Origin of the sequence: Mucilaginibacter sp. UYCu711, assembly GCF_050433825.1 — a bacterium.
GTDB lineage: Bacteria > Bacteroidota > Bacteroidia > Sphingobacteriales > Sphingobacteriaceae > Mucilaginibacter.
This window is the reverse complement of record NZ_JBNPWM010000005.1, coordinates 273763-295641: the sequence shown is the minus strand read 5'-3', so window position 1 is coordinate 295641 and position 21879 is coordinate 273763. Positions and strand designations below refer to the sequence as shown.

The window sequence follows — 21879 nt, the reverse complement described above, 5'->3', positions numbered from 1 at the left end:
TATAGATCGATCCATTCCCCGTTTCATCAATTTTTGAAACGGGGGCACGGTCGAACCCCTATCCATAACCACACATTAATATTAAACAAAACATTATGCTCAATACATATAAAACTATCAAAAGATCCATCATAGCTTCTATGATGCTATTTTTAGCCAGCACCACAGTGGAAGCACAGGTTACCCCACCAACATGGTGGTTCGGCTTGTCTGGCGCTGCAAATGCCAACTGGTATGACGGTACAACCCAAACGCTTAACAGTAATTTAGTTGTGCCTACGGCTTTTCATAAAGCGTTTGGCATCCGTCCTTACGGATCAGTTTTAATTGAATATCGCCCTACGCCTATTATAGGTGCCATGCTTAATGTAGCTTACGACGGCCGTGGTGCAAAGTATACCGATGTTATTGCGCCATGTAATTGCCTTGCTACGTTACACACAAATATCGACTATGTCTCAGCCGAACCAAGCATTCGTTTAGGGTTTAAAACCAACAGAACTTATTTCTTCGCGGGCCCAACATTTTCTTATAACATCAGAAACGAATTTACATACACGCAAGAGAAACAACCAAACAGGGCCGGCAATTTAAGTGACACCAAGAAGTTTATGTTTGGCGGGCAGGTAGGCTTAGGTTATGATATTATGCTATCGGCACCTACAAACATACACCAGGTTAGTTTATCGCCTTTCGCCTCTTACCATCCATATTTTGGACAGGAACCACGTAGTATTGAAAGTATGTCAGTACAAACATTGCGTATAGGTATGGCTTTAAAATTTGGCAAGGGGCATAAAGCACCAGAACCCGTTGTGCCACCAATGGTTGTTATACCGGCTGCCGCACCGCATGAGTTTACATTAGCTGTACGCGGACCAAAAACAATGGGGCCGCGCCGCGAAGTGAGCGAAACCTTACCATTGCTTAATGCTGTATTTTTTGATGAAGCGTCTGCAACTATACCAAGCCGTTACGTATTGTTAAGTAATAGCGATGCGGCTAACTTCCACGAGATGCAATTGCAACAGCAAAAGTCTACAAGCATTCCCGGCCATTCTGCCGGTCAGTTAAATGTATATCATAACCTGTTAAACATTATCGGCGACCGTATGCGTGCCAACCCAGGCACTTTTATAGTATTAAACGGAGCATCAGTTAATGGCCCTTCCGATGGCAAAACACTTGCCGCTTCTGTTAAACAATACCTGGTTACTGTATTTGGGATTGAAGGTTCACGCATTGCGGTACAAGGCAGCTTTAAACCACGCCCACCGTCAGGAAAAATAGGTGGCACCAAAGATCTCGCCCTTTTAGGCGCAGAAAATCGTCGTGTTGATATTGAAAGTTCGTCGCCCGAATTATTAGACGAAATTGGCGGTGGCATGATGAAACCGGTTAGTTATATGGAAAACGAGGATCCGCTTGACAGAAGTGTTGTTTTAACGGTTGATTCTGCACAGCAGTTATTAAAATCATGGTCGGTTGATGTTGCGCCTGCAAATGGCCCGTCACAACACTATGGTCCTTATACCAGTAACGTGGCAAACATACCAGCCCAAACAATATTGGCAAATAGCCCGGGTGGCGATTATACCATCACCATGAATGGCGAAACCACCAACGGTACGCCTGTTACCAAAACAAACTCTGTACATTTAGAGCGCCCCGACCAAACGGTTATAAAAGGTGTGCGTTATAGCATTGTATTTAGCTTTGATAAATCAACCACTATTGCCCAGTACAATAAATTCCTGACCAACACGGTCGCGCCGTTAATAACAAGCGGATCAAACGTAGTTATTCATGGTCATACCGACGTTATTGGCGGAACTGTTTACAACCAAAAACTGTCTGAAAGCAGAGCGAAAGAAACGCAGCAAATAATTGAACGTGCACTTGCAAACAAAGGTGTTAGCAATGTGAAATTTGATACTTCAGGCTTTGGTGCCGATGCAAGTCATGCGCCGTTTGATAACAATCTGCCCGAAGAACGTTTTTATAACAGGACAGTTATTATTGACATTAATAAATAATTAGCGGATAAAATAATAAAGCCCGGAGTTACCAACACCTACAGCGGATATTTTATCGTTAGCTGTAGGTGTTTTTACCACATTATCATTCGTCGATATCACTATCAGTAATTAACCATAACTAACCATTAATTCAAAATCCGCAAGCAATTATCTACACCGCTTAATCGACCATAAAAGAGATGGTAATAGAAATTTCCAAACATTTTGAAACAAGGTTTTTCCTTTGATCAAAAGCTAAGGAGCCGGATTTTAAGAGAGAGAAATTATTTTCAGTCTACACACTAAGTATTGGAAAATTGAAAATCGCTATTTTTGAAAATTAGCCCATACCGCCAGTAATGAATTTACAACGTTATCAATATCAGAACAGCAATGACTCTGAGATTATGAATTCCTTTTTGGATACAATGTTAATAATCTTCATTTCAGTTAGAAAAATTCTTGGTTTAGATAACTTTAACAAAATTCCTTTACACAACTTTGTGGTATGGAATTATCAAAGATGAAAGTTACTTTAATTACAGGTGCTTCCGGGGGAATTGGCAAAGCGTTCGCCAGAAAATTGGCAGCAGAAAAGCATAATTTGCTTCTTGTAGCGCGATCCCGGGGAAAATTAGACGTATTATGTAAAGAATTAATTGAGGAACATCATATAACGGCGCAATATATTGCGTTGGATCTGATCACTAAAGATGCAGATCAAATAATATTTGAGGAAACTGAAAAGCGAGATCTAACTGTTGATTGTCTCGTCAATAATGCGGGTGTTGGGTCGGCAGGAGATTTCATTGATCTTGATCTTCATAAAGAACTTGATATTATCAGTTTGAATATTTCATTTCTCACCTCACTAACTTTCAGGTATTTAAAACAAATGCGTGAAAGAAATAGTGGTACCATAATAAATATTGGCTCTATGGCAAGCTTTCAGCCCACACCTTTTCAAGCTGTTTATGCAGCAAGTAAAGCATTCGTCCGCTCATTCACAGAGGCGTTGGTAGCCGAGAACAAACCGTTTAAAATCAATATCTTATTATTGTGCCCGGGGTTAACGGAAACCAATTTTTTTCAAGGCGGCGAGATGTCTATCCAGGACAAAAAGACACTTGCGGGAAATATCAGTTTTCAATCCCCTGAAGAGGTGGTTGAAGAAGGGTTGACAGCGCTGAGAAAACATAAGACAAGCATTATTTCGGGATCAAAGAACCGACTATTAATTAGCATGGGTTATTTGTTCCCTAATTCAATGCTCTCAAATATTATGGCTAATAAATTCCGTTCACATTTTCAGCCTAAAAAATAATTACGACGTCAACCAAATATTATGTTGATTATCAAATCAATAATCCAGCAACACCAACTACTCAATATGCCTGAACCCAGGCATCCGCTCGTCAGCATCATCAGATTCGAAGATGCTAAAGCGATTGCCACAGAAGACACAGTTGATTTTAGGAACAAATTTTACAATATTTCATTAAAGAAAACCTGTTCCTCCAATGAAAAATACGGTCGGAACGATTACGACTTCAATCATGGATTCATGATTTTCTGTGCGCCTGATCGTAAAATGGTATGGGATGTAAATGACAGGATGCCTGCTGCCGGTTGGAACCTAAGTATCCATCCTGATTTTTTGATTGGATACCAGTTATGGGAAAAAATAAAACACTGTGACTTTTTTATATATGGAATGACCGAAGCGCTTCACCTGTCATTATCTGAAGAAGCTATTATCGAAAATATACTCAATGGCATTAACCAGGAGTATCACGCATCCATAGACGTTTATAGCCAAGACGTCATCATTTCACAAATCGAAACGTTAATTAATTACGCTTTAAGATTTTACACCCGCCAGTTTATAACCAGAAAACATATTAACAATGAATTACTTCATAAAACTGAAAGTATTTTAAACCTTTATTTCAATAGTAACCAAATTAGGGCGGATGGATTACCTACCGTTAAATATTTGGCAGATCAACTGAATCTATCTCCGAGTTATTTAAGTGATCTTTTAAGAAATCTCACAGGGCAGAATGCACAGCAACATATACATAATAAATTGATTGAAAAGGCAAAAGAATTATTAGTCAACACGAGCCTGCCGGTGAATGAAATTGCCTATCAGTTAGGCTTTGAATACCCCCAATCTTTCAATCGGTTATTTAAGCAGAAAACCGAGCTGTCGCCTTACCAATTTAAGTCCTCACTTAATTAAACGCAAATACTTTTACACAAGTCAATGACTACTAAAAAAATAAACGGACCTGTCTATTTTAAAAATTCCATTATCATCAATGCGAAGTGCAAGCGTGTATGGGAAGTTCTAAGCCAAATTGGCCTTTGGACTAATTGGCAAAGCAATGTTACAGAATCCAAACTTACCGGTGATTTTAAAATTGATAACACATTTGAATGGAAAAGTCATGGCGTAAAAATACATTCAAAATTGATAAGGATTGATCAGGGTAAATACTTAATATATACAGGAAAAACGTTGGGTATGACTGCCACGACGACTTGGGAACTATTAACCAACGGTAACCAGACCAAAGTGATATTCATTGATAGCATGGATGGATTTTTCGCAACAATTCTAAAAGGAATGCTCAATAAAAATATTTCTAAAGGCGGTCAGAAATGGATGGAATCGCTAAAAGCAGAATGCGAGCGTTAAATACCATCTTTTAAATCGAAAGGTAGTGATTGTAATGCATAGCCGTAAGTTCCACCCCTTAAAACTTTCCTGATTATCGGGGGTCAGGTGATCTTCTGTTAACCAACCAAAAGCGGGAGAAGCGGCGCTGTCAAGGGAATGTGGAACAAATGGCCTCGTAGATGAATGGGTTGCGGGTTTATTCCGCGAAAGTCCCTTTTCTGCACTATCTTCGGAAGCTATCTTTGCTGCAACAGATGATCAACCAATCTACCCCCACGCAAAAAAAACTCACAATGTGTAAAATGTAAAACATATAAAAACGTAAAAACTTGATTGTAGCCGACAGATTAGTTCCTATAATGCATCGGGCTTCGGAAAATCCCTTGATGCAATCAACTGAAAGTTTAGACCGAATTTTCTTCAAGTTAAATTGAAACCTTGCTGCTTTTTCTATAAATTCTAAGAAAAGAGAGCTGCTGAATGTATACAGAATACCGGAATACATTTACATTTTTACAATTATGAAATTTCCATCAAACAATAAGACACTTCTATCAATGAATCACGTTAGAGGTTTAGCTGTTTTATTATTTTCAGTGCCTTAATACATCGTTTTAGACTATCAGTTAAAACTTTGTCGAATCTAAATGGTGGAAGTTTTGTTTGGTCTTAAATAGCTCGCTGAACGCCGACATGTTTAGAAAAGTAACAATGTAAAACTTAGGCCGCTTTGATGCAAATTGGTAGTTTAAAAAATCCTCGAAATCGCCAATGTATATAAAAATGAAAACATGCACTAAAAGGTATCGCTCATAGACATATTTTCACTGATGGATACGAAACGGAGATTTTTCTTTCTCAATTCTTTTGCAAAAAGAGTGTATAGAAAAAAACTTTTAGCACTCTAAAGCTTTTAATATTATTGGCCTGCCATTAATCGTAGTCACTACCAGATTGCCCTATTTGCGCCGCCGTCTACCTGTATGGTAGTTCCGCTGATATAGCTGGCCTGGCTGGAGGCTATAAAAACAACCAACGCGGCAAGTTCCTCAGGTTTGCCAATACGGCCAAGAGGAATGCTTTTCGAGATTTCTTTAAAGGCTATTTCAGCATCAGCACCTTCGGGCAGGATATGTTTAATACGCTCTGTTAAGATAATACCAGGGGCTACATTATTTACGGTAATATTATAAGGCCCTAACTCGTCTGCCATTAACTTGGCCATACCAACAACCCCCATTCTCATAGCCGTCGATAATATGGAATTAACCAGCACTGCCTTTACCGATCCGCTGATGATGTTAATAATACGTCCGCTACCTGTCTTTTTCATATAAGGCAGTACTAGTCTGCCGGCCCGGGCAAAACTGAGTAGGTTTAACTCAAAAGCTGTTTGCCATTGGCCGTCGTCGAAATTTTCAAATTTATCAAATGGCGGCCCCCCGGCGTTATTGAGTAGAATGTCTATTTGACCATACGTTTCACCTGCCTTTTTAATAAAATCAGCCAGTTGACCGACATCCGCAACATCGACCGTTATCGCAGTTACCGGGTTACCTGTTTGCAGGTTAATTTCATCTGCGGTTATTTGCAAATCTTTACCATTACGGGAACCTATAATAACTTTCGCGCCTTCTGCTGATAAGCTCATGGCTATAGCTTTACCCAGGCCTTTACTGGCTGCTAATACTACAGCCACTTTATTATTTAATTGTAAGTCCATTTGAAATTATCTTAAAACCTTATTACTAATTAACTATTAAAATATTTGGGGAATAATTTTCCAGTTTGGCTTTCATATTTCGCAAAACCCGGGTGGCGGCTCATAGACCGATCTTTTCTACCCATGTTATAAAGTAGAAAGCCCACCCATATTATTAAAAAAACTAATGGCTGCCAATGCCAGGCAACAAGGGTTAATCCGGCGTATATTAATATCTCTCCTAAATAATTAGGGTTGCGGGTGTGTTTAAAAAAACCATCCTCGATCAAACCTTTTTTTAACTTAAGTGTGAAATATTTTTGGGCATCACCAACATAATGAAAAAAGATGCCCATGGTATAAAGGAATAGGGCAAGGCCGAAGACCCAATCCGGAATGACGGTATGCTGAGATATAAGCAAGTATGGTGCAATATAAAATCCAGTTAACGGTAAAAATATGATAAAGATTGCTATCCAAACAGGCACTAATTGTTGGAAACTTTTATCGGGATATACCGATTGTTTAATAAGCCAAAGAATAGTATAAGTACCATGCAAACCAAAATATAGAAATGCAGTACTGCTCCAATTATGGAAGTGCCACATCAAAAACAGCAAGAGTGGACTAACTATTACTTTATGAGCATTTATTGTAGCATTGACGGTGATTTTCATAAATTATACATTTATTTGGTAAATCTGTCTCATGAACAGCTAAATCAAATATCGCCTTGTAATGCAACTTCGTCTGAAACAAATGTTACAATCGTTATTGCCCAGCTATTTTTTTTCTGATCCGGCTAAGGGAGGGTCGTTCAATACCTAAATAGGAAGATAGGTGAGTAAGTGAAATACGGTTGAATAGATCAGGATTTTGTCTTACAAAATCTATATATCGCTGTTCTGCATTGTCGAATTGAAAGCTTTCAATTCTTTGTTGCTGCTTTTTTAATGTTTCTTCTGCAATTAATCGTCCTGTCCGCTCAAAGATTGGATACATTTTATATCCATTTTGTATATACGAATATGGTATTGTAATAATAATTGTAGGCTCCAGGCACTGAAAATAATATCTGCTGGGTTTTTGTGTAATAAGAGATAAATAATCTGTAGCAAATTCCTGCTCTTTAACAAACCTGATCGTAATATCGGCACCTTGGTCATTGATATAATAGGCCCTTAAAAGCCCTTTTGTCAAAAAACCAAGCTGATGATTTCTTTTGCCAGATTCAATAAAAAAATCGCCTGAATTAAATATTTGAACGATAAGGGCACTTTGGAAATAATCCCATTCTTCATATGTAATAGATGGATTAAGCCGTGTGATTATTTCCCGATAAATCTCAAATTCTTTTCGCATACGTTGTTTATCGGCAAATGTGGTCTTAAAGCTGTTGCTGATGAATAGACTATGATAAATATACTAATCTTGAATTAGAATAAGAATTAATCATAACTTTGAATTAATTAGGAATGTTAAACTATTTATTTTTTAATAATGACTGGCGTTGGCTAAGTGTATGTTGGAGTTTATCATACGGCAGATATTTTTGCGATTGCAATGATCACTATTCCAGTTACCTTAGTTTTGCCTCGGTTGCTCAACCAGGCATTAACTTATTGCTTGCTATTTTTTTCGAAGGTAAGTTATCATTTTTAAAATAGACTGATCTTTTTTGCTGTACAATGATCATTCGACTAATTTATAAATGTTATGGAGTAGGCCTATAATTAATAACCATTTTACGGGTGGAATAAGTATATCAGCAGTCAGATTAAATGCAAAACGACTGTCGGTTATAAATTAAAAAGTATATCTCAAGTAAGGAACAGGTAATAAACCCTGTTGATATTGTAGGTTCACTGTATTAGTTCTCCTGTTATAGATTTGGCTGGCTATATTTTTATTAGCAGTTATATTTTGAATATCTAAGCCATACTCCAACGTCGATTTGCTGCGGTTGGCGCGGTAGCCGATCTTGAAATCTGTCCTGAAATAAGCTTTCTGTTGTAAACTATACGGGCTGTTTATTTCATCATACCTGGTATCGTTGTAAGCTTTCGATGCAGCGATATCAACCGGAGATGTATGTTTACCACCTACCGTTGAAAGTTTTAAATTTAAAGTTAGAACATCTTTCTTCTGTGCATTCACCGTAAAGTCTTTTCCGGCAAGCAAGTTCACTACATACCTGCTGTTATATGCAGTGTTTCGCTGAATACCATCACTGCCTTTATATTTTGAATCGAAAAGACTAGTGGTAAATAAGAAATAGGTTCCATGATTGTAATATTTTTCAAGGGTGAACTCCACGCCGTAATTGGTACCCGTTCCATTATTGATTAGGTTACTTTTTCGGTCTGTTCCGAAAGTATCCCCTGAATTCAGTACCGAATAACCACTCGATATGATTTCCACCGGAACGTTGGTAAGCGCCTGGTAATAAACTTCGGTTTTAAAATGAAGGCTGCTATTAATATTGTAATCATATCCTGCCACAAGTTGCTGGCTCTTAGTAAAACCAAGATTTTTATTAGTATAGTCAATATTCCCATTAACACCTGTCTGTTGGTTAAAATACACTAGTAGGTTTTGAGCTTGGGAATATACGCCATAACCCAGAGAAAGCGAGTTGCCGTCATTTAGTTTATACTTTAAACCTAACCGTGGTTCAATAACGCTTGAATGATTAAGCGTCAAAAACTGTGCGTGAACACCTGCATTAATATAAAAGGAGTTATTAAACTTATGTTTTAACTCTGCATAACCCTGAGATAAAACTGTATTACCGGATTGATCGATGTTGGTTTTTTCATCTGTGCCACTGTTAAAAATGCGCTTGCTGTAGAGAGTGAAAGAGTATAAGTTATTGTCGACACCAACTGTTAAATTATTTTGAGCGTCGAACTTGAGCATCAATTTATATACCAACGAGAAAGTATTGGTGGTGTAATCAGTTGTCATGCTTGGATAGGCAATGTGGTTGGCCGAACTGATGGAATCTGCACTTACTTTTTCGGATGTATTGCTATATCCAACACTTAGCTTGCCGAATGTCTTGTCATCAAAATTAGTTTCAAGTGTCGTTCCCAATATAGCTTTAAAATATTTGGTGCGGAGATTCCGGTTTTCAGAACCATCAGTGGTTTTATGGTTTGTGGTATCCACGTCATTACCCAAAAAATCGATGCTGCTTGGTCCGACTAATCCGAAAACTGCTACCTTGTTTTTCGCTGATAAAGGCATAGATACCCTAAAGTTAAGGTCCTGGTATCGTGGTACACCTGTTCCTGTACCCAATTTAAATCCCAGCGTTTTAAATAGGGCAAGGGACGAATAGCGGTAATTTGCAACATAAGATCCGCCTTTCTTACCCAGCGGCCCTTCTGCGCCTAATTCCAACCCATTAAAACTTATCTGACTTAAAAATTCATTTTTGTCCGTATTTCCATCGCGCAAACGTAGGTCAAACACGCTCGATATTGCGTTACCAAATTGTGCAGGGAACGCACCGGTTAAAAAATCAGATTTACCGAGATTGTTGACATTTAACAGCGTTACCGCACCTCCTGTAGAACTTAAAGATCCATAATGATTAGGATTTGGGATATCAATACCTTCCAGTTGCCACAGCACACCGGCAGGGGAATTGCCTCGAACGATGATGTCGTTTCGCCCGTCATTAGCGCTGGATACGCCTGCAAAACTGGATACCATCCTGGACGGATCGCCTAGGGCACCAGCATAGCGTTTGGTATCATCAATATTAAAGGAACGTCCGCTGACGGTGATCATATCATTATTGGTAGCACGCTTACTTGGTGCTGAAATTATTATTTCTTTTAGAGATCCTATTTTTTCCGTCATCAAAATACTAAGCACAGTTTCTTTACCACCTGTAACGAGTATTTCGTTAATGAGCTGCGGTTCATAACCTGTAAAGGTAATTCGTAAACTTTGCTGGCCAACCGGAACTTTGGACAATGTAAACGAACCGTTCATATCTGAGGATGTAGCAACAGAGGGCTTAGATCCCAAGATGTAAATGGTGGCACCTATGATCGGTGCATGGGTAATGTCGTCGACAATTTGTCCCCTTATTGTTTGTGTTGCATTGTCTTGAGCTTTTCCTGAAGAAATGCTTAACAAAAAAGTGCTGATGGATAGTATGATAAAATTTTTCATCGTCTATATTTAAACAAAATTACCATTTCAGAAAATACAGCGCCTGAAACATTTGTTACATAAATACAAGCCAAAAAAATCTTGTGCGGATTAACGATGGTTAATATAATTTCAGTAAGCTCAGTAAAAACGAATAAAAAAGGGTTATTTATATTAGGTCTTATTTTCTTAATTTATTCTTAAATCTGCATGTATAACTTGAAGCAGGTCGCAAAATCGGTTAAATATAATTTCTTGAAAAAGCATGATGCAAAAGGTTTATATCTATCCTCCATAATTGGTAGGCTAATTAGGAGCGTATTTACTGACTTGCTCGTTGAATAAATTGAGCTGATTGACATTTAATACTCAGTTTTTATCCATATAATTCTTTTAAAGCCTTATTAAGGCTGGCGTATTTAAATGTATAATTTTCCTGTAGCAAACCCTGAGGTAATGCATTGGTACTATTCAAAACAAGAGAACTCATTTCCCCATAATCATTTTAATCACAAATTCAGGTATAGCAGTGCAAAAGAAGCCCTTAACATCGGGAGGCGATTTTGGTCTGTAGTTATGGAAAAAGGATTTGTTCTATATCAATCACCTGAATTAATATTACCAGCCCATCAGGAATAACTACGGAGATATTATTGGAAAGAGCAAAGTTCAATTGGGAAAGGTGGGGTTAAACAGGGCAATTAGTTTTAGGAGGCGCAGAGTTGTAGTTGTTGCAAACATCCGTTGTTCAAAGAATGAAAGCAAATCACAACTTAATACCTGTTGAGCATTCGCAACCCTCAGTTGTTGCAAATACCAGTTGTTCAAAGAATGAAAGCAAATCACAACTTGCAAGTGGCGTGGTTGGATCAGGGAGTGTAATGATCCGACGCCCCGACCATTATCTCTCTGAAAGATTAAAGATTATCGTCCGATGCCTCTTCGTTTTCTTCTTCTTAAAGCATCATCCTCGTCATCCGCAATTTGAACAGCAAAAGGAGGAATATAGCGATTACCCCAATTATCAAGAAGAGTCCTATCATTATCGTTAGTATGATCAGCTGTTTCCAGTCCGCTTTCTGCTGTGTTACTGTTGTTTCCATCTGGTTCATTCTCCGCCATATTTTTTCCTGGGTGTTCGCTATCTCGTTCATCCGTTTGGCATTGTTCATTGAATTCTGTTGCATCAGGTAAAGCAGATTCACCATCGTTTCTTCTTCCGAGTTCTGCGCGTTCGCTTGCTGGTCCGTGTTGTCGATATACTGTTCTTGTGCTATTGTTTGCTTCGCTAATTGCTTTGCTGTCTCTAATTTGTTCATAATCTGCTTTTTTAATAATTTCCGCCCATTTGAACTGATTTCCTAATGCCTGACCCTTTATCTTAAAATTTTCATGAAAATAAGTGATCCCAGTTATTCTCCCGGTAGAGGCCTGGTTGAATAAAAAGTGAATGCCTTCCTTTTTACCCAATTTTAGCATATCGGTAATAGTCAGGTTCGTTTTGGTCAGCAATGTTTTCATTTTTTCCTGTAATAGCATTTTGTCTGAGGGCTTACCGGTACGAATGACCATTTCCAGTTCGCCCTTTTTGACTGCTTTTATTTCAGCCTGTTGACTATTCAGTACTCGTATCAGTCCATACTTTATTTCAAGCTTACGCAGAATCGATTCACTATTTTTATAGTTATTGCTGTCGGATACGACAGTTCCATCAAAACCGATTCGATTGACCAGTAAATGGATATGCGGATGATCCGCATCATGGTGCCGGAAAACGATATACTGATTGTTGGTGTAGCCGCTTTCTTTCAGATAGTCGTGGGCAATTGCTAGCAGCTTAGTATTATCAACGTTATCTTCCTTGGAAAAATTAATACTGGTATGATAAACATACCTGCTCAGGTTAGGCTTCATACTTGTCACCATTTCCACTTCCTGTTTGATGATAGCAGGATCAATATCGGCAAAATTGGTTGCCAGCAGTTCTGCTCTCGTCTCGGGGTCGGGATGATTGAGCTTCTTCAGGTTGTAATTTAATGCGCCCATAAAGCTTTTACCTATTTTCTGGCTTGCTATCATCTAACAACAATTTTATCATGAGGTTAAGCTGTTCGACTAACTGCTTCAGAATAGTAGGCATTCCGACAAGCATTCTACCTGCATTGGCGTGTTTTGCCAGCTGATTTACATTTACGCCGATCCGCTTTAATTCGAGGTAGGTGTCCAGGTCAAGCTTTGCTTTTTTCGGTTCCGGGAAACGTCCCTTAAAAAGCTTTTCACGGATCAATACTCCCGGCACCTGCCCCGTAATTTCAGACAAACGGAACAGCTTTTTTTGTTCTTCTTCAGTCAGGCGAAACGTAAAGTTTACTGACCTTTTTTCTTCTTTTGTTAATGGTGGTTTTCCCATAAGATATGCTGAACGGAGTGAAGTATATCGGGTCCGGGGTATCCCCGGCAAGCCGTATCCGCAAGGCGGATACATGGCTTGCTTTAAACAGTGGCGATATATATGTATATCTGTTTATACTTCTGAACCTTTTTAATTTTCTTCAATAATTGTTTGCTATTTTGACTATAATATTAGGTTTAGGAATGCAAAAGCATCGACAATATTTCGTTTGAACCTTTACAACTTTCACTTGCATAGAATCACCTATTCGCTCATATCTTCCTTTTATTATTTAGATGCAAACCAGAATTCATGATATCAGATCTTTTGAAATACACTCTGGAATTGATGACCTGATACTTAAGCAAGCCCATATCACGCCAGTTTTTTATTGTGGTTCGCGACCGGCCCAATAATTTCATGACTTGATGAGTTTGCATCAGTTCTTCCCGCTCTCTTGTCTTTGTTTCAACAAGCTGAAGCTTAGAAATAACGGCATCCGCTATCTCATTAATGAGTTCATCTTTTTCAATGGGTGATAGAATAATATTGTTCATAACTGTACCTATTAGTTGTTAATGGCACAATAATGAGCAAATCACATAAGGGGTAGTTAGCGTGGGTAGTACCCTGATTTACATAACCATACTTATATATTTATAATATAGCTGACCGTCAACTATTTATTTAACATCGCCTACCATAGTTTATGTAACCTCCACTTAATGTGTCTGATCTGTATTAGGTAAACACTAGTTATTATATGTTTATCAGTTAAGATATTTCTTAAACAAATTTGTTTTTTTCAACTGGGTGTGTATATTTGTAACTAAATTTTAGTTACAAAGTATTGAGTAAACTTGATAAATTAGTTACCCGCTTTTTGACCAAGCCAAAGGATTTGACTTGGGATGAACTGATTTCAGTATTGGGTTATTATGGTTATACCGAAATTCCAACAGGAAAAACAGGTGGCTCAAGGAGAAAGTTTAGCGATACAGATAAGGTAATTATTAGTTTACATAAGCCACACCCGAAGCCTATTGTGAAATCCTATGTGATTGAACAGGTATTGGATCACTTAAAAGAGAAAGGGAAATTGAAATGATTGATTCTTTAAAATATCAGGATTATACTGCTACTATTCATTATAGTGCGGACGATGAAGTATTTTTTGGTAAAGTGATCGGAATTAATGATCTGATCACATTCGAAGGAATCTCCGTAGCAGAACTTAAATATGCTTTTAAGGAAGCAATGGAAGATTATATAGAAACCTGTAAAAGTATCGGTAAATCACCCGACAAAACCTACAAAGGGGTGTTTAACGTTCGGGTTCCGGCAGGCCTGCACAAGAAAGCTGCTATATTCGCCTTGCAGCATCGTATCACCTTGAACGATTTTGTCAAAACGGCATTGGTTTATGCTGTTAAACATGAAAAAGATATCAGCGCTGAATTATCTAACATAGACAGTGGCTATGCCCTCAAGGCTTAATTGATAAATAGCATACCAATCATAAGTACAATTAATTTGGTAGCTGATATTATGATTGATAATCCTTTATCACCTTATCTACCTCATTAGCGAGCAAGGGAAGATTTGCATCTGCGAATATGGATTTTACGGCTAAGAGTTGTTTTATCCTTGCAGGAGACGGAACTGTGCTTCTGATTATAAGCAGGTCTTTTTCAATCATAGATTTTATGTTATCGCTGGAAGCCCCCAGTATTTTGCCGATAACTTTATAAATGCCTGCTTTGGTTAACTTATTATCAGAATTTGCTTGAAGTTTATTGATAAGTTCCTGCATTGCTCCAGGAGAACCGAAAATAAAATCAAGGGTCAATAGTCTGACAGTCTTATCCAAAACATTATCCACTTCACTATTAACAACATGCACATCTTCCTTTTTGAGTAACTGCTTATATAATACCCCAGCTGATTCATAATCATTTATATTCAGGCTTTCAAAATATGCAAAATTAGCCTTCTTCTTTTCAGGATCAACAAACGCCAAGAACTCTTTAGTCTGCATCCCGTTGTTTGAAGCTCTGTTCAAAAGATAATGTCTGATCCACAAGAGTGTGCTAATAAATCCTAAAGCGAAAATAAAAACTATCCAATTGATCTGATGTCTAAATACTATGAGCAAAATAACGATCGCTCCTATAAGAATATAGAAGGGTACGTTCAGCAAATAGTTCTTAACCCGGATCCTACTATTTAAAAAAGCGGCATATTGATTAAATGATTTGCTATTAGTAAAGAATATATGCCAGCCTAAACGATAAAAAAGGATTCTCTCAACTCCTGTATGCTCATCATAAAGTGCCAAATATTCAGCAAGCTTGTAATTGTTTAATGAAATATCGTAACTAAGCTCTTTCATATTCAAGCGTTATTATAAAACCATTACTATTAATACTTAGTGAGCCGCTAAATCTGGCGTTCCCCAGGCTTTGTGCATTTCATTACGCTTCCTTTCTTCTGTAACCTTAATGTATCTTTGAAAGCTCTTATAATCGGTATGTCCAGTAATACCCATGACCGTCTCAGCCGGTATGCCTTTTTCAAGCGACAGGGTAGCAAATGTTTTTCTTCCGGTATGAGCACTGATCAATTCATATTTTGGATACAATTTGGCAATCTTTTCAGGGCCCTTGTAACGAATGATCTCTGTAGGTTCATCGATTTCCGCCAGCTTACCTATCTCTTTAATATATTTATTGAAATTATTGTTAGCTATGATAGGCAATGGTCGGGTTTTGTCCAGGTATTTATTTAAGATCACAACCGAATAACCGTTTAGCGGCACTATTAACGGTTCTTTTGTTTTTTTGACTGTGATACGAATTTCTCCTGGAAAGATGTGTCCTCTTTGTAATTGAACCATATCCGAATATCTGAACCCAGTAGCACAGCTAAAGCAAAACACATCACGTACTTGCGCCAATCGCTTATTTTTCTCTAAGTCTAACGCAAATATTTTTAAGAATTCAGTATTAGTAAGTGCGATGACTTCCAGCTTCTGCCTTTTGATTTTGAAGTTTTTATAGCCTTCGGCTACTGTAATGCCGTTTTTAATAGCATATCCAAGAAAAGTCTTAAGCGTACTAAGTTGCTTGGCTATAGTTATGTTATTGATGGCGCGGTACTTGATCAGAAAATTTTGGAACGATTGAAAAAAAGCATAGTTTATTTCAGAGAATCTCACTTTCGTCCTCGTATGTTTTTGATAGGCCTCTAAGTGACGTTTTAATGATTTGTATACACCCATGCTTCCCTTTTCCCTGCTGGGTTCGTTGACGGTTATGTATTTGTCAATAAAATCAAACACCAGGTTATTTGGTTCTGTTCTTTTCGTCTTCGGAGACGTTAGTAATTTATATTGATCTAACAGCATATCCGCGCTATAGGTCAAACCATCCAGCTCAAACCGGGCGGCAATAGCTTCAATTCCACTGTTTAGCTCTTCTAAAGACAAATTTGATCGTTTAATGTCAGCATTTGCCATCAACTCCATTTCAGGATATGTCTTTAGGAGTTCCTTTTGAATTTTTCCCGTTATTAATTGTATCCTCTGTGTGTGATTGTCCCATAATTCCGGGACAACGGTAACGCCGGTGGCAAGTTTCCGCCGCTGGGATGATACCCTCAATATTAGTGTTACCGGGTGTTCGCCCTTCTTATTTAATGTATCTTTCCTAAGTTCGAATCTTGATGTTAAGTTCATATCTTAAACTACTTAAATTGTAATTTAAAGTTAGGAAAATAAACATTCATAACCAATTTTGTGGGGCTATTTGTGGGGCTAAATTTCCTTACATAAGTGTTCAAAACTGTTTTTAACTTGTCATTAAAATAACATAACTATTTGTTTTATAGACAAATAAGTCAAAATAGGAATAGCAAAGGGTACTAATCCCAATCCCTCCGGCTCCACTAAGTTCAATGTTAAAACAGACTAAAAGCCTGCAAATCAAATGATTGCAGGCTTTTGTTTTTTAGTCAAAAGGCTAAATTATTCACCGATTCGCGATAAAAAGGGGCGTAATTCGGTGAGTAACTTTTTAAAAATTCTAACTCACCAAATCGTGTTATCAATTTGATAATCAAGCTATTCAATAATTGAACATCTTGTACAGACCCAATTGCAAGCTTAATTTTGTTTCACTTTTTAATGCTTTAAACATTATGAAAACTACTTTCAGCTTGCTTTTTTATTTAAAAAAGCCAAAAAACTATCTAAGCGGCTTAGTGCCGATTTATCTGCGTATCACAGTGAATGGTCAACGTTCCGAAACGACGACAGGACGAGAATGTGAACCCGGTACTTGGAATAGTATTGCCGGGCGATTAAAAGGAACTAAGGAGGATACAAAATCCATTAACTCGTATTTAGACAACCTGCAAAAACAAGTATACGAGGCACACAGTAGATTAACCGAAACCAAAAGCAACATTACTGCTGAAGCTTTGAAAAATGAATTTTTAGGTAAAAGTGAAAAGGCACGAATGCTAATTGATATTTTTAAAGACCATAATAAAAAAATTGCTGCATTAATTGGAAAAGAATATGCCGTGGGTACATACGTCCGTTATCAAACCTCTTTAAAGCATACTCAAAATTATTTGCAATGGAAATACAAAATATCTGATATTGATATTAAGAAAATCGACCATGAATTTATTACTAATTATGAATTTTATCTGCGTTCGGAGCGCAATTGTGCCAATAATTCGGCCTTTAAATACATTAAAAACTTTAAAAAAATTATAGGTATTTGTTTATCAAGCGGTTGGTTAGATAAAGACCCATTTAGTAGTTACAAAATAAGAATTAAACAGGTTGATAGAGTTTTTCTCAATGAGGGCGATTTACAAGCCATGGCAGACAAAGTTTTTTTAACCGAGCGCCTCAATCAAGTAAGAGACATTTTTTTATTTTGTTGTTTTACGGGTCTAGCTTATGCTGATGTAAACAAGCTCAAACGAAACGAGATAATTAAAGGCCATGATGGAGAAATGTGGATATTTACTAAACGAAAAAAAAACCGATACCCCAAGTCGTATTCCATTATTACAAACACCTTTGACCATCCTTAATAAGTATGACGATCACCCGATTTGTTGCAATTTAGGCAAAGCCCTTCCAGTAAGTACCAACCAAAAAATGAACGCCTATTTAAAAGAGATAGCTGGAATATGCGGTATAGAAAAACCTCTTACCTCACATTGCCCGACACCCTTTTGCAACGACTGTAACACTATCTAATGGCGTTCCTATTGAAAGTGTAAGTAAAATGCTGGGGCACACCAACATTAAAACCACCCAACACTATGCTAAAATACTAGACCTGAAGGTTGGCCAGGACATGGCTTTACTTAAACAGAAATACGCAAAATCATAACTACACCATAATCTTTTTTTAAATTTTAATTATATTTGTATGAGAACACACCAAAGTATGAGCAGCACTACTACAAGCCATTTACATTCTGTTTCGATCTTCGATTTATCGCAAGATGAGTTGCGGGAACGACTGCGTCCAACCTCTGCAGCAGTGAAACTTAAAAAGTTTGCAAAGGGCGGCTACTTCAGCTATTATGATCGGTTAATCTGTCCGACCAGTGCCCATACTATACACGAATATAGGGATAGGAAGGAACTGATGAGTATTGATGAAAACGGAAAAGAACACTTTGTAAAAACACTTTGATCATATGTCAAATAACCCGCAGCTATTATTTGTCGCGGGGCCGAATGGCGCAGGGAAATCGACTTATTCTAAAGATCTGTCGGAACCGGGTGCTATTATTTTTGATGTGGACAAAGTTATTGCCCGCATAGAGGCCCAATCACCTAATATGCCTAAAAAACAAGTGTATGACTCAGCGACCCAAGAGTTTTTTAAACAAGCTAACGAAGCTGTACGACATAAGCAGCACTTTACCTTAGAGACTAATTTCAGAGATAAGGAATTGGTGGATATCGCCAACGAATTCAAGCGATATGGTTATACCGCAAACTTAGTCTATTTGACCTTAGAAAATATTGACCAATCTACTTCCAGAGTGAACGAAAGAGTTTTAGACGGCGGTATTTTGTAGATCGTAAAAATATCCTGCTAAATTATAATGAAGGCTTACAATACCTTGAACTGTTTGCGGACCGCTTTGATATGCTTGAAATCATTGATGCTTCAAAGGGTCTCGGTGAATTAGTATTATTACTGAAAATAAAACAACAACAGCTTGTTTACCTGAACGCTGATTTACCTATTGGCGTGGAGCAGACTATTATCGATATTGCTAATAAGTATAGAGATAATTCCAGGGATGAAGATAACGATGAAGAACGTGGCTGGGATTTTAACAGAGGAAGGTAAAGAGCTTATCAGGAAAAGCCGTTTCCCATTCCGCCATACTACATGGTGGAAACAGCTTTTCCTTTCCCGCGAAAGGACGTTGCTCGCTCCCTCCCAACAACCTTTCAGAACCCACTCGTTTAATCCATATTCACCAGTTCGCGAACGTAGGCCAATACGCAAAAGAACGGCAGTTTGCAGGAACGGGTGGAAATGAATACGTTTGAAATGGAAGTGTCTAATTCTACGGATAGCTTGCCGAAGGAAGAAAACATAACCCAGCAAGCTGCTGATACCAGAGAGTCGTATTCCCCATTAAGAGAACATATTCATCTTAATATAACCGATGATGTGGATGATGAAGCAGTATATGGCAGACATCGCCACCAGCGTCGTGGAAGGTAACCGCATGTGATGTGCAAATAATCGCTTAATTTACTTGTATAGGCTACGTCGCCGACGGTCGGTATTCAAATACAGAATAACAGATGCGAAATTAGAGATCAAATGATTCAAATCACTTTCAAATCTGTTTATAGTCATCACCGGATAAATTTGTAGTAACGAAATTTGCTGTCATTAAAAGGAAGGTATAGTTCCCTATAAATTGATTATTGCATTGAACGGGCGGTAATTTGTTATATTTGAAATACTTTCTTTTTTTTTAATCATACTCCACTTAACGCGGCGGTAATCGCCAATAAAACCTTACAACGGTGCAAAACGGTAAAAGATCAGTCAGGTTGGTGCCCAAAGGATTTTCGGCAAACGACGCACAAACAGCCGTTCTTGAAGCCGCAGGACTGTGCGGCGTTTGCACTGATCAGCAGCTTACCGTGGTGAAAGCTTTTGGGAATACTGCCGACTACCTGAAAAATGAGAACTTTAATTTTAACCTGGGCGAATTACTGCCAGAGGGGGTAGCGATTATAGTTAAAGCTGCTGCGTACCAGGCCTTGAAATTACAGCAGCTGGCAACGCTGAGCGATCTGGATTTTGGTGTTAAAAATTCGGTAAACATGGTCATCAGCCCGTTTTTAAGCGACGGGCTTGAGGCCAGGCAGTTGCTCATCCTGTTTACCAGTAATAAACGAAAACCGAAGAACAGGTCGCTAATTGCAGCCGGAGACATCAGGCAAGTAACCCTGGCCCACGTGGTCAGTTTGGAACAGGAACTTGCAGAGACAAAAAGCAGCCTGCAAGCAGCGAACGAATTGATCGACGCATTTAATGAAAATATACAATCTTTTCACGAAGAATTGCAATCTGCTAACGAGGAGATGCACAGCGCCAATGAGGAACTGCAATCTGTCAACGAAGAATTACAGACCATCAACAAGGAACAGCAGGAAACCAATGCAGAGCTGACAGATTCAAATGATGATCTGAATAACTATTTCCGGAGCAATACCAATGGACAGTTATTTGTTGACCATAACCTGTTATTAAAAAAATATTCGCCAGGCGCGGTCAAACATATCAATCTGCGGGAAAGCGACATCGGCAGGCCATTGGCGGATATCACCACAAATATTAAATTTGAAACGCTGGTTGCCGATATTCAGCAGGTTATGCAGGACGGCCACACTATTACCAGGGAGGCTGAATCTTCCGAAGGGAAAACATACCAGGTTATGACCATGCCGTACATCCGGCAAAACACCGGTAATACAGATGGTGCAATTATCAGCTTTTATGACATTACCGAACTGAACAAAATACTGGCTGCGCTGGGTATCAGCAATAAAAGCCTGATAGATTCTGTTACAGCGATCGAATTGAGCAGTGAAATAATTAGCAAATCCCTCGAAAAGGAAAAACACCTGAATATGCTAAAAAGCCGTTTTGTGTCTATGGCATCGCATGAATTCAAAACGCCACTTACAGCCATTCAGTTGTCTGCTGATTTGATCGGTAGGCTTGCAGTTGAATTTGACCACCCGGCTGTTAAAAAGTACACGGAGACTATTAAAAACGCGATCAAAAACCTGACCAATATCTTAAACGATTTTTTATCCCTTGAACTGCTGGAAACAGGTAAGATCAACCCGATACTTAGCGAATTTGATGTCGTAAAATTTGCGGAAGATATTACAGAAGACATGCAGTCTCTTGCGAAACAAGAACAACGAATTGTATACCAACATACCGGCCGGGGCCGGATGGCTACACTAAATCCCTCATTGCTTAAAAACAGTGTCATTAACCTGATCAGCAATGCGATCAAATACTCGGGACCTGCTTCTCTGATCGAATTTATTACTACCATAACCAAAACTGAATTGATCATTGTGGTTAGGGATAATGGCATTGGCATACCGGAAGATGACCAGCAGCATTTATTCGAAGCATTCTTCCGGGCACATAATACCGGCAATATACCCGGAACCGGATTAGGCTTAAATATTGTTAGCCGCTACACAGAACTGATGAACGGAACGATATCGTTTGAAAGCAAGGTTAACGAAGGTACTGTTTTCACGATCACATTCCCGGTAAAACCAGTCCCTATCAAGGTGTAAATACCTGAAAATAAATAAATT

23 protein-coding genes are annotated in these 21879 nt (G+C 38.3%); 13 read left to right on the top strand and 10 right to left on the bottom strand.

The window, feature by feature from the left end:
• Nucleotides 1-95: 95 nt before the first annotated feature.
• The 4 genes from ABIB50_RS12865 (at nucleotide 96) to ABIB50_RS12850 (ending at nucleotide 4722) form a co-directional block, all read left to right on the top strand.
• Nucleotides 96-2036: an OmpA family protein gene (locus ABIB50_RS12865; RefSeq protein WP_429380134.1), complete on the top strand. Its 1941-nt coding sequence runs from the start codon at nucleotides 96-98 to the stop codon at nucleotides 2034-2036.
• Between the two features lie 490 nt (nucleotides 2037-2526).
• Complete coding sequence (locus ABIB50_RS12860; protein WP_429380133.1) at nucleotides 2527-3342, top strand: SDR family NAD(P)-dependent oxidoreductase; 816 nt, start codon at nucleotides 2527-2529, stop codon at nucleotides 3340-3342.
• A gap of 21 nt (nucleotides 3343-3363) precedes the next feature.
• On the top strand, nucleotides 3364-4263 hold the full coding sequence (locus ABIB50_RS12855; protein WP_429380132.1) for a helix-turn-helix domain-containing protein: 900 nt from the start codon (nucleotides 3364-3366) through the stop codon (nucleotides 4261-4263).
• A gap of 24 nt (nucleotides 4264-4287) precedes the next feature.
• On the top strand, nucleotides 4288-4722 hold the full coding sequence (locus ABIB50_RS12850) for an SRPBCC family protein (RefSeq protein WP_429380131.1): 435 nt from the start codon (nucleotides 4288-4290) through the stop codon (nucleotides 4720-4722).
• A 928-nt stretch (nucleotides 4723-5650) separates the two neighbouring features.
• Here the strand turns inward: ABIB50_RS12850 and ABIB50_RS12845 are convergent.
• The 8 genes from ABIB50_RS12845 to ABIB50_RS12810 form a co-directional block, all read right to left on the bottom strand.
• Complete coding sequence (locus ABIB50_RS12845) at nucleotides 5651-6427, bottom strand: SDR family oxidoreductase (RefSeq protein ID WP_429380130.1); 777 nt, start codon at nucleotides 6425-6427, stop codon at nucleotides 5651-5653.
• Between the two features lie 29 nt (nucleotides 6428-6456).
• Entirely contained in the window at nucleotides 6457-7083 is a 627-nt protein-coding gene (locus ABIB50_RS12840) for a methyltransferase family protein (RefSeq protein ID WP_429380129.1), read from the bottom strand.
• 94 nt (nucleotides 7084-7177) lie between these two features.
• Entirely contained in the window at nucleotides 7178-7768 is a 591-nt protein-coding gene (locus ABIB50_RS12835; RefSeq protein WP_429380128.1) for a Crp/Fnr family transcriptional regulator, read from the bottom strand.
• A 444-nt stretch (nucleotides 7769-8212) separates the two neighbouring features.
• A complete protein-coding gene (locus ABIB50_RS12830) occupies nucleotides 8213-10594 on the bottom strand; it encodes a TonB-dependent receptor (RefSeq protein WP_429380127.1) in 2382 nt (793 codons plus the stop codon).
• 355 nt (nucleotides 10595-10949) lie between these two features.
• Nucleotides 10950-11063, bottom strand: coding sequence for a DUF1731 domain-containing protein (locus tag ABIB50_RS12825; RefSeq protein WP_429380126.1), 114 nt, complete (start codon nucleotides 11061-11063; stop codon nucleotides 10950-10952).
• A 434-nt stretch (nucleotides 11064-11497) separates the two neighbouring features.
• On the bottom strand, nucleotides 11498-12652 hold the full coding sequence (locus ABIB50_RS12820; RefSeq protein ID WP_429380125.1) for a relaxase/mobilization nuclease domain-containing protein: 1155 nt from the start codon (nucleotides 12650-12652) through the stop codon (nucleotides 11498-11500).
• Nucleotides 12627-12983: a plasmid mobilization protein gene (locus ABIB50_RS12815; RefSeq protein ID WP_429380124.1), complete on the bottom strand. Its 357-nt coding sequence runs from the start codon at nucleotides 12981-12983 to the stop codon at nucleotides 12627-12629. The genes ABIB50_RS12820 and ABIB50_RS12815 overlap by 26 nt, the downstream gene beginning before the upstream one ends.
• A 254-nt stretch (nucleotides 12984-13237) precedes the next feature.
• Entirely contained in the window at nucleotides 13238-13522 is a 285-nt protein-coding gene (locus ABIB50_RS12810) for a helix-turn-helix domain-containing protein (protein ID WP_429380123.1), read from the bottom strand.
• 293 nt (nucleotides 13523-13815) lie between these two features.
• Between ABIB50_RS12810 and ABIB50_RS12805 the strand changes: the two genes are divergently transcribed.
• Nucleotides 13816-14073, top strand: coding sequence for a type II toxin-antitoxin system HicA family toxin (locus ABIB50_RS12805; RefSeq protein WP_429380122.1), 258 nt, complete (start codon nucleotides 13816-13818; stop codon nucleotides 14071-14073).
• On the top strand, nucleotides 14070-14462 hold the full coding sequence (locus tag ABIB50_RS12800) for a type II toxin-antitoxin system HicB family antitoxin (protein ID WP_429380121.1): 393 nt from the start codon (nucleotides 14070-14072) through the stop codon (nucleotides 14460-14462). Before ABIB50_RS12805 ends, ABIB50_RS12800 begins: the two co-directional genes overlap by 4 nt.
• Nucleotides 14463-14511: 49 nt before the next feature.
• Here the strand turns inward: ABIB50_RS12800 and ABIB50_RS12795 are convergent, their stop codons facing one another.
• Both ABIB50_RS12795 and ABIB50_RS12790 read right to left on the bottom strand, forming a co-directional pair.
• A complete protein-coding gene (locus tag ABIB50_RS12795; protein ID WP_429380120.1) occupies nucleotides 14512-15357 on the bottom strand; it encodes a hypothetical protein in 846 nt (281 codons plus the stop codon).
• A 36-nt stretch (nucleotides 15358-15393) separates the two neighbouring features.
• Nucleotides 15394-16701 (bottom strand): site-specific integrase, encoded by a 1308-nt coding sequence (locus ABIB50_RS12790; protein WP_429380119.1) that lies wholly within the window; start codon nucleotides 16699-16701, stop codon nucleotides 15394-15396.
• 461 nt (nucleotides 16702-17162) lie between these two features.
• Between ABIB50_RS12790 and ABIB50_RS12785 the strand changes: the two genes are divergently transcribed.
• From ABIB50_RS12785 to ABIB50_RS12755, 7 genes are all read left to right on the top strand, one after another.
• Complete coding sequence (locus ABIB50_RS12785) at nucleotides 17163-18074, top strand: phage integrase SAM-like domain-containing protein (RefSeq protein ID WP_429380118.1); 912 nt, start codon at nucleotides 17163-17165, stop codon at nucleotides 18072-18074.
• Between the two features lie 128 nt (nucleotides 18075-18202).
• On the top strand, nucleotides 18203-18379 hold the full coding sequence (locus ABIB50_RS12780) for a tyrosine-type recombinase/integrase (protein WP_429380246.1): 177 nt from the start codon (nucleotides 18203-18205) through the stop codon (nucleotides 18377-18379).
• Between the two features lie 39 nt (nucleotides 18380-18418).
• Complete coding sequence (locus tag ABIB50_RS12775; RefSeq protein WP_429380117.1) at nucleotides 18419-18688, top strand: hypothetical protein; 270 nt, start codon at nucleotides 18419-18421, stop codon at nucleotides 18686-18688.
• Nucleotides 18689-18692: 4 nt separating this feature from the next.
• Complete coding sequence (locus ABIB50_RS12770) at nucleotides 18693-19079, top strand: AAA family ATPase (protein WP_429380116.1); 387 nt, start codon at nucleotides 18693-18695, stop codon at nucleotides 19077-19079.
• A 71-nt stretch (nucleotides 19080-19150) separates the two neighbouring features.
• Complete coding sequence (locus ABIB50_RS12765) at nucleotides 19151-19357, top strand: hypothetical protein (RefSeq protein WP_429380115.1); 207 nt, start codon at nucleotides 19151-19153, stop codon at nucleotides 19355-19357.
• Nucleotides 19358-19570: 213 nt separating this feature from the next.
• Nucleotides 19571-19741 carry a hypothetical protein gene (locus tag ABIB50_RS12760; RefSeq protein ID WP_429380114.1) on the top strand — a complete coding sequence of 57 codons (171 nt, stop codon included), beginning with the start codon at nucleotides 19571-19573 and terminating at the stop codon, nucleotides 19739-19741.
• Between the two features lie 311 nt (nucleotides 19742-20052).
• A complete protein-coding gene (locus ABIB50_RS12755; RefSeq protein ID WP_429380113.1) occupies nucleotides 20053-21858 on the top strand; it encodes an ATP-binding protein in 1806 nt (601 codons plus the stop codon).
• The last annotated feature ends 21 nt before the right edge of the window (nucleotides 21859-21879 follow it).

Excerpts from the sequence above, each read along its gene's own strand:
- ABIB50_RS12790 (WP_429380119.1), bottom strand. The coding sequence starts at position 16,701 with ATGAACTTAACATCAAGATTCGAACTTAGGAAAGATACATTAAATAAG.
- ABIB50_RS12820 (WP_429380125.1), bottom strand. The coding sequence starts at position 12,652 with ATGATAGCAAGCCAGAAAATAGGTAAAAGCTTTATGGGCGCATTAAAT.
- ABIB50_RS12840 (WP_429380129.1), bottom strand. The coding sequence starts at position 7,083 with ATGAAAATCACCGTCAATGCTACAATAAATGCTCATAAAGTAATAGTT.
- ABIB50_RS12770 (WP_429380116.1), top strand. The coding sequence starts at position 18,693 with ATGTCAAATAACCCGCAGCTATTATTTGTCGCGGGGCCGAATGGCGCA.
- ABIB50_RS12825 (WP_429380126.1), bottom strand. The coding sequence starts at position 11,063 with ATGAGTTCTCTTGTTTTGAATAGTACCAATGCATTACCTCAGGGTTTG.
- ABIB50_RS12795 (WP_429380120.1), bottom strand. The coding sequence starts at position 15,357 with ATGAAAGAGCTTAGTTACGATATTTCATTAAACAATTACAAGCTTGCT.
- ABIB50_RS12855 (WP_429380132.1), top strand. The coding sequence starts at position 3,364 with ATGTTGATTATCAAATCAATAATCCAGCAACACCAACTACTCAATATG.
- ABIB50_RS12850 (WP_429380131.1), top strand. The coding sequence starts at position 4,288 with ATGACTACTAAAAAAATAAACGGACCTGTCTATTTTAAAAATTCCATT.
- ABIB50_RS12835 (WP_429380128.1), bottom strand. The coding sequence starts at position 7,768 with ATGCGAAAAGAATTTGAGATTTATCGGGAAATAATCACACGGCTTAAT.
- ABIB50_RS12810 (WP_429380123.1), bottom strand. The coding sequence starts at position 13,522 with ATGAACAATATTATTCTATCACCCATTGAAAAAGATGAACTCATTAAT.
- ABIB50_RS12860 (WP_429380133.1), top strand. The coding sequence starts at position 2,527 with ATGGAATTATCAAAGATGAAAGTTACTTTAATTACAGGTGCTTCCGGG.
- ABIB50_RS12815 (WP_429380124.1), bottom strand. The coding sequence starts at position 12,983 with ATGGGAAAACCACCATTAACAAAAGAAGAAAAAAGGTCAGTAAACTTT.
- ABIB50_RS12775 (WP_429380117.1), top strand. The coding sequence starts at position 18,419 with ATGAGAACACACCAAAGTATGAGCAGCACTACTACAAGCCATTTACAT.
- ABIB50_RS12830 (WP_429380127.1), bottom strand. The coding sequence starts at position 10,594 with ATGAAAAATTTTATCATACTATCCATCAGCACTTTTTTGTTAAGCATT.
- ABIB50_RS12765 (WP_429380115.1), top strand. The coding sequence starts at position 19,151 with ATGCTTGAAATCATTGATGCTTCAAAGGGTCTCGGTGAATTAGTATTA.
- ABIB50_RS12845 (WP_429380130.1), bottom strand. The coding sequence starts at position 6,427 with ATGGACTTACAATTAAATAATAAAGTGGCTGTAGTATTAGCAGCCAGT.
- ABIB50_RS12800 (WP_429380121.1), top strand. The coding sequence starts at position 14,070 with ATGATTGATTCTTTAAAATATCAGGATTATACTGCTACTATTCATTAT.
- ABIB50_RS12785 (WP_429380118.1), top strand. The coding sequence starts at position 17,163 with ATGAAAACTACTTTCAGCTTGCTTTTTTATTTAAAAAAGCCAAAAAAC.
- ABIB50_RS12865 (WP_429380134.1), top strand. The coding sequence starts at position 96 with ATGCTCAATACATATAAAACTATCAAAAGATCCATCATAGCTTCTATG.